General features: G+C 64.0%; 4 protein-coding genes and 1 pseudogene. 1 reads left to right on the top strand and 4 read right to left on the bottom strand.

What is annotated here, in order from left to right; translation table 11 throughout:
- Positions 1-198: 198 nt before the first annotated feature.
- From ACFDS6_RS16345 to ACFDS6_RS16335, 3 genes and pseudogenes are all read right to left on the bottom strand, one after another.
- Positions 199-978 carry an alpha/beta fold hydrolase gene (locus tag ACFDS6_RS16345; RefSeq protein WP_375273157.1) on the bottom strand — a complete coding sequence of 260 codons (780 nt, stop codon included), beginning with the start codon at positions 976-978 and terminating at the stop codon, positions 199-201.
- Between the two features lie 149 nt (positions 979-1,127).
- On the bottom strand, positions 1,128-2,303 hold the full coding sequence (locus ACFDS6_RS16340; protein ID WP_375273156.1) for a zinc-dependent alcohol dehydrogenase: 1,176 nt from the start codon (positions 2,301-2,303) through the stop codon (positions 1,128-1,130).
- A 162-nt stretch (positions 2,304-2,465) separates the two neighbouring features.
- Positions 2,466-3,097 (bottom strand): annotated as a pseudogene (locus ACFDS6_RS16335) (tyrosine-type recombinase/integrase).
- 298 nt (positions 3,098-3,395) lie between these two features.
- Here ACFDS6_RS16335 and ACFDS6_RS16330 point away from each other — a divergent pair.
- Positions 3,396-4,715: a cation:proton antiporter gene (locus ACFDS6_RS16330; protein WP_375273155.1), complete on the top strand. Its 1,320-nt coding sequence runs from the start codon at positions 3,396-3,398 to the stop codon at positions 4,713-4,715.
- Between the two features lie 17 nt (positions 4,716-4,732).
- Here the strand turns inward: ACFDS6_RS16330 and ACFDS6_RS16325 are convergent, their stop codons facing one another.
- Positions 4,733-6,031 (bottom strand): alpha/beta hydrolase family esterase, encoded by a 1,299-nt coding sequence (locus ACFDS6_RS16325; RefSeq protein WP_375273154.1) that lies wholly within the window; start codon positions 6,029-6,031, stop codon positions 4,733-4,735.
- Positions 6,032-6,124 lie beyond the last annotated feature (93 nt).

Below are 6,124 nucleotides of genomic sequence, written 5' to 3'. Positions count from 1 at the left end.
CTTCGCATCCTTGTCACCGTTGTTCGCAACGATCTCTGCGTCCGGATTAACTGTCATGTTCGAGCTCCTCGATGGAGTCATAACTCCGGTGCAATGTAATCGGACCCGTCCGTGGCAGGTGTATCCTAAACAATCGACCGCTTTCGGGCAGGGCCTATGGCAGAGTGGACGGCGATAGATGGGCGGCGTTACAGCCCGCTACTTTCGCTGCGTAGCTTTGAGGATGACCTCAACCGTCTCCTCCGGCATGTCCCACATTGGAAAGTGACCGCTGGTCTCGAACCAGTGCAGCTCTGCGGACGGGAACGCAGCTTTTGCGCGCGCCGCCTGCCGCGGCAGGCAGAGCCTGTCATGCCTGCCCCATCCGATCACGATCCGGCCGGTGCTTTTGGCGGCAGGGCCGGTCTGCTCGGGTCCGGTCGCGAGGTCATGGACCAGCGCGTCGAACGTCTGTGTCGTACTGAGATCGGTGAGCTCAGTCGCCACCATCTGCGGATCAAGCGCCCAAGGATGCGCGGACAATTGGGCGAGCAGGGCAGTGCGCGAGGCCGCGTTACGGCTCAGCGTCGGCAGAGCGGGTCGGATCGCCCGCAACAAGCGGCCCGACGCGCCGATCGTAGTCTTGAAGAAGGTGCGTTCCCAACCACGCCAGAAGCCGCCCGGGTCAAGTGCGACGACGTTGCCGACGACGCCACGCCTGGCAAGTTTGAGCACTATCCGCGCACCCATCGAGCTGCCGACGACGTCGATCCCGGTCAGCTCGTTCTCCACGATGTAGCGCTGCACGCTGCCGACCAGGCCGTCGAACGTCCCACTATCGTGCTCTGCCGGGGTCGCGCCATGTCCGGGCAGGTCGATCGCGATCACCGTTCGACTGACGCCAAGCGAGTTCAGAATGGGGCTCCATGATCGCGAGCTTCCGCCCAGACCGTGGACAAGCAGCAGTTTGCAGCCGGAGCCGCGGTTGATCTGGTGCATCTCATTCCATTCCGGTTATCTGGAACGGCTCAACGAGCACCGTCCGTGCATGGCACCAGTTAATCTGCGAGCTGCCGTGCGCCGGTCGTCGCGGCGTTCGATCCTCAACGAGGGATCGCACGCCGTCACGACGATGAGGGATGCGCAGCTCAGCCGTGCGGGCGCATGACCACCTTGATGACGCCGTCCTCCTTGTCACGGAACCTGGCGTACATTTCCGGCGCATCCTCAAGGCTGGCCGGATGCGTGATGACGAAGCTCGGGTCGATCTCCCCGGCCACGATCTTCTCCAGCAGCGGCTTGGTGTAGCGCTGCACATGGGTCTGGCCGAGCTTGATGGTCAGTCCCTTGTTCATCGCCGCGCCGATCGGCAGCTTGTCGCCCATCCCTACGTAGACGCCGGGCACCGAGACGGTGCCGCCCTTGCGGCAGCTCATGATCGCTTGCCGCAGCACATGGACGCGGTCGGTGGCGAGGAACATCGACGCTTTGACCTTGTCCATGACGGCATCGGCCGCGCCGTGGCCCGCGGCTTCGCAACCCACCGCGTCGATGCAGCTGTCGGGACCGCGCCCCTTGGTCCGCGCCTGCAACTCGTCGTAGACGTCGGTCTCGGCGAAGTTGATCGTCTCGGCACCGCCCGCCTCGGCCATGGCGAGGCGCTCGGGCACTACGTCGATGGCGATCACGCGACCGGCACCCATCATCAGCGCCGAGCGGATCGCGAACTGGCCGACCGGCCCGCAGCCCCAGATCGCGACGGTGTCACCCGGCTCGATCTGCGCGTTCTCGGCGGCCATGTAGCCAGTCGGGAAGATGTCGGACAGGAATAGCGCCTGATCGTCGGTAACGCTGTCCGGGATCTTGATCGGGCCGATGTCGGCCATGGGTACGCGCAGATACTCGGCCTGACCGCCGCAATAGCCGCCCAGCATGTGACTGAAGCCGAACAGGCCGGCGGGCGAGTGGCCCATCGCCTTGGCCGCCATCTCGGCGTTGGGGTTGGTCCGGTCGCAGGCGGCGAATAAACCCTTCTTGCAAAACCAGCATTCGCCGCAGCTGATCGTGAACGGCACCACAACGCGGTCGCCGATCTTAAGGTTGGTTACCTCGGACCCGAGTGCCACGACCTCGCCCATGTTCTCGTGGCCGAGGATGTCCCCCGCTTCCATGGTGGGCTGGTAGCCGTCGAGCAGGTGGAGGTCCGACCCGCAGATCGCGCAGGCGGTGACCTTGATGATCGCATCGCGCGGGTGCTTGATCTCGGGGTCCGCGACGGTGTCGACGCGGACGTCGCCCTTACCGTGCCAGCATAGTGCGCGCATGTGTCTTCTCCGTCGGGGCAGGAGCTCTGCCAGGATCGGAAAAGCCACTGAACCAACTCAACGTCTTCGAGTACGGAACGGGCTCGTACCCACTCGTCTATGTTAACAAACTTCCGGTTTGAGCGGCGATCGGCGACGTCGGAGCGCCCGCAGCTGGTCCGCTCAGACCTCTGTGCGTTCGGCCAATTCCAGAGCGTCCTCCACGTCTACGCCTAAGTAGCGCACCGTACTGTCGATCTTGGCATGACCGAGAAGGATCTGAACGGCGCGTAGGTTGCCAGTCGCCTTGTAAATGATCGATGCTTTTGTGCGCCGAAGCGAGTGCGTCCCGTAATCCTGAGCCGGAAGGCCGATGCCGACCACCCACTCGTGCACGAGGCGGGCATATTGCCGCGTACTCATGTGAGCCATATAGTCGTTTCGGCTCGGGAAGATGAAGTCGTTCAGTGTCCCGCCGCGTCTTTCCAACCATGCCCGCATCGTCTTACGTGCGTGTCCATCAGCTCGAACTGGACCGGTCGTTTGGTCTTCTGCTGAACCACGACGGCGCGGTCACGTACGCGCCCGCCGGAAACTACATCGCCGATCCGTACCCTGACCACATCACAGCCGCGCAGCTTGCTGTCGATGGCAAGATCGAACAGCGCTCGATCGCGCAGTCGTCTGTGCTGGTCGAGCCAGAAGCGAATGGCCCAGACCTGTTGCTGTTTCAGCGCTCGTTTCGCACCGATAAGCCGGCCTTCGTTCCAAGGGCGAAGTTCGTGAAAGGCGGGGTCCATCGGCGAGTGACTCATCGATCGTCTCCATCGGGCCGGATCGGCCGATCGAGCGTACGCAGGCGCGGTAAACCTGCGGTTCGTAAATGTGGTTGGTCGGCCGTCGGTGATGCTGAACAAGCGGCCGGTTTCGGTGGTGTTTGGTAGTCCCTGAGCGGCCGGAAGTGGGTCCACCTGCGGACGGCAGAGCCGAGCACAACGTCGGCGGCGAACTCGGCCGTGAGTGCAACGAGCGGGCACGCATCAGTCGCGTCCTGCTCCTAAAGAGGGGGCTTCGGCGTACCCGATACGCTTTGTCGATCGTTCACCCCGACACATGACGTTAAACGATTGGCTACCTGACTCTTACATTCTTACGCTTACCGGCTTCGGCCTGCTCACCGCCTTGGTGGTGTGGCTGCCACTAGTGCTGCGCAAGCTGCCGTTGTCGCTCCCGATCGTTTGCATCGCGCTCGGCGCGGCCCTGTTCTCGATCCCGCAGATCACGTTCAAGCCGCTGCCGCTTGCCTACCCCCAGGTGACCGAGCGCTTTACCGAATTCGTCGTCATCATCGCTCTGATGGGTGCAGGGCTGAAGATCGATCGGGTGTTCCGCTGGCGGGATTGGATGGTCACGTGGCGACTGCTCGCGGTCACGATGCCGCTCGGCATCGTTACGATTGCCGGGCTTTGCGCCTGGGTGCTCGGGCTGCCTTGGGCGATCGCGCTCCTTCTCGCCGCCAGCCTCGCACCGACAGACCCCGTGCTCGCGTCCGACATCCAAGTCGGGCCGCCCAAGACGGGTGAGGAAGATGAGGTCCGCTTCGGGTTGACGTCCGAGGCCGGACTGAACGACGGGCTTGCCTTTCCATTTGTTCATCTGGCTATTCTGCTCGCCACCGCCGCGGCGGCGGGAGAGCCGTGGCTGGGCGAGTGGCTCGGCTACCATGTCTTTTGGGAACTGGCGGTCGGTGTCGGCGCGGGTTGGGTGATCGGCAAGGTCTTCGGCTGGCTGACGTTCCACATTCCCGCGGACAGCAAGCTCGTTCAGACGGGCGACGGTCTGATCGCGCTCGCTGCGACCTGCGTATCGTACGGCCTGACCGAGGTGCTTCACAGCTACGGCTTTCTCGCAGTGTTCGTCACTGCGGTTACGTTCCGCGGTACGCACCGGGATCACGACTTCCACCACGACATGCACGACGTGACCGAGCAGATCGAACGGCTGGCCATGATGGTGCTGCTGCTGCTGTTCGGGGGCGCGCTCGTCAGCGGGCTCCTGTCCGCGGTGTCGTGGCGCGAGGCGGCGGTTGCCAGCGCCATCATCCTCGTGATCCGGCCGATCACCGGCCTGATTGGTCTCGCAGGCCTGAGGGCCGAGCGGTCCGAGAAGCTGACGCTCGCGTTTTTCGGCATCCGGGGTGTCGGCTCGATCTATTACCTGGCCTACGGCCTCAATCATGTGAGCGTTGCAGACGCTGATCGCCTCTGGGGATTGCTTGGCCTTGTTGTCTTGTTCTCGGTCGTCTTGCACGGACTGACTGTGACGCCGATCATGCGCTCATTGGATCGCCAACAGGGTCGTGATCCCGACCGTGACGATCCAATTGACTCCGAAAGGGCCGATCACGGCAAGGTCGCCGAATCTCGTCCGTGAGGCTGCAGGGGTCAGCGCTACTTCATCAGCCCACCGGCACGAAGCGCGTCCTCAATGATCTGGCGTACGTCGACTGCTGCCCTGTCGTTCGTTTCGGGGTGCAGCCGCTGCGCTCGCGTGACCCGTGGCGCGAGGCTCGCGCCGATGCCGATCGGGGAAGTATCCTGTTGCGTCGGTCGATCTACCTTCGGCCGCTGGGAAACAGTGTCGCCAGTCAAACCCCAGAACTCCGCAAGGCGCCGCGACGACGAGATCGCGACGTCGAGCATGTGCGGGCCGGCAACCTCGAATGGGTCCGCGCCGCCCGCGTCGAGCGGAGTGCCGTGGCCCATGCCGGAGATGCTGTAGGCCTCGATCACGATCCGGCCGTCCGCGTCCCGCCAGGCACGATGGGGGTAGCCGTCGACCAGATCGGCAGTGGACGAGCCTCTCGCCACGCCGTGCAGCGGAAGCCACTGGTCGACGATCGCCTCGGCGTTGCCCGGGTTGACGGTCAGGTCACCAGTGCCGTGCCACACCGAGATCGTGGGCCAGGGTCCGTCGTGACTTGACGCGCGACGGACGAGTTCGGCCAGAGCGGCGGGTCGGCTCGTGCCGCGGGCCCGCATCACGCCGAACGCTTCCTGCACGCTGGTCGCACAGCCATAGGGCAGACCGGCGATGATCCCACCGCCGGCGAACGTCTCGGGATAGGTCGCGAGCATCACTGACGCCATCGCACCGCCTGCCGACAGCCCGGTGACGAAGACGCGGGACCGGTCGATGCCGTGGCTGGTCACCACCGCCTCGATCATCTGGCGGATCGACGACGCCTCTCCGATGTCCCTCGCGATGTCGCCTGGCTCGAACCAATTGAAGCACAGGTTGGCGTTGTTGGTGCGGATCTGCTCCGGGTAGAGCAGCACGAACCCATTTCGGTCGGCAAGCCGCGACCAGCCTGACCCGCGATCGTACGCTTCTGCGGTCTGCGTGCAGCCATGCAGCACCACCACAAGCGCGGGATGCTCCGATAGAGTCGCCGGTACATGGATCCGCGCGCGGAGCCCGCCGGGGTTTTTACCGAAGTCGGTTAGCTCAGTCAGCCGCTCGACATCCTCATTGGGATCGCGCCCGTCGTACCATCGTGTCGAGGGATCAAGTAAGCGGCGCATCCTTCGGCTCCTCGGCAGCTTCCGATCAATCTGCTGCGTTGCAGCATATGGCGACGGCCGAAGCGGCGGCAAGGCGGATGCGTCAGAGTAAGGGCGGTTCGGCCACTCGCAGTCGGCAACCACCATAATCTCGAGGACTGTGTCTTTCGGCAACAAGGTGGCCAACAGCCTGACCTATGCGCGCTATCGTCGATAGTGTGAACGAGCGACCGCTTTAGCGGTAGGTCAAGGCGCCACGGAACGGCCGATTGTGGGTCA

Origin of the sequence: Sphingomonas sp. (assembly GCF_042095875.1) — a bacterium.
In the GTDB taxonomy this organism is placed as follows: domain Bacteria; phylum Pseudomonadota; class Alphaproteobacteria; order Sphingomonadales; family Sphingomonadaceae; genus Sphingomonas.
This window is presented reverse-complemented; position numbering and strand designations above follow the sequence as displayed.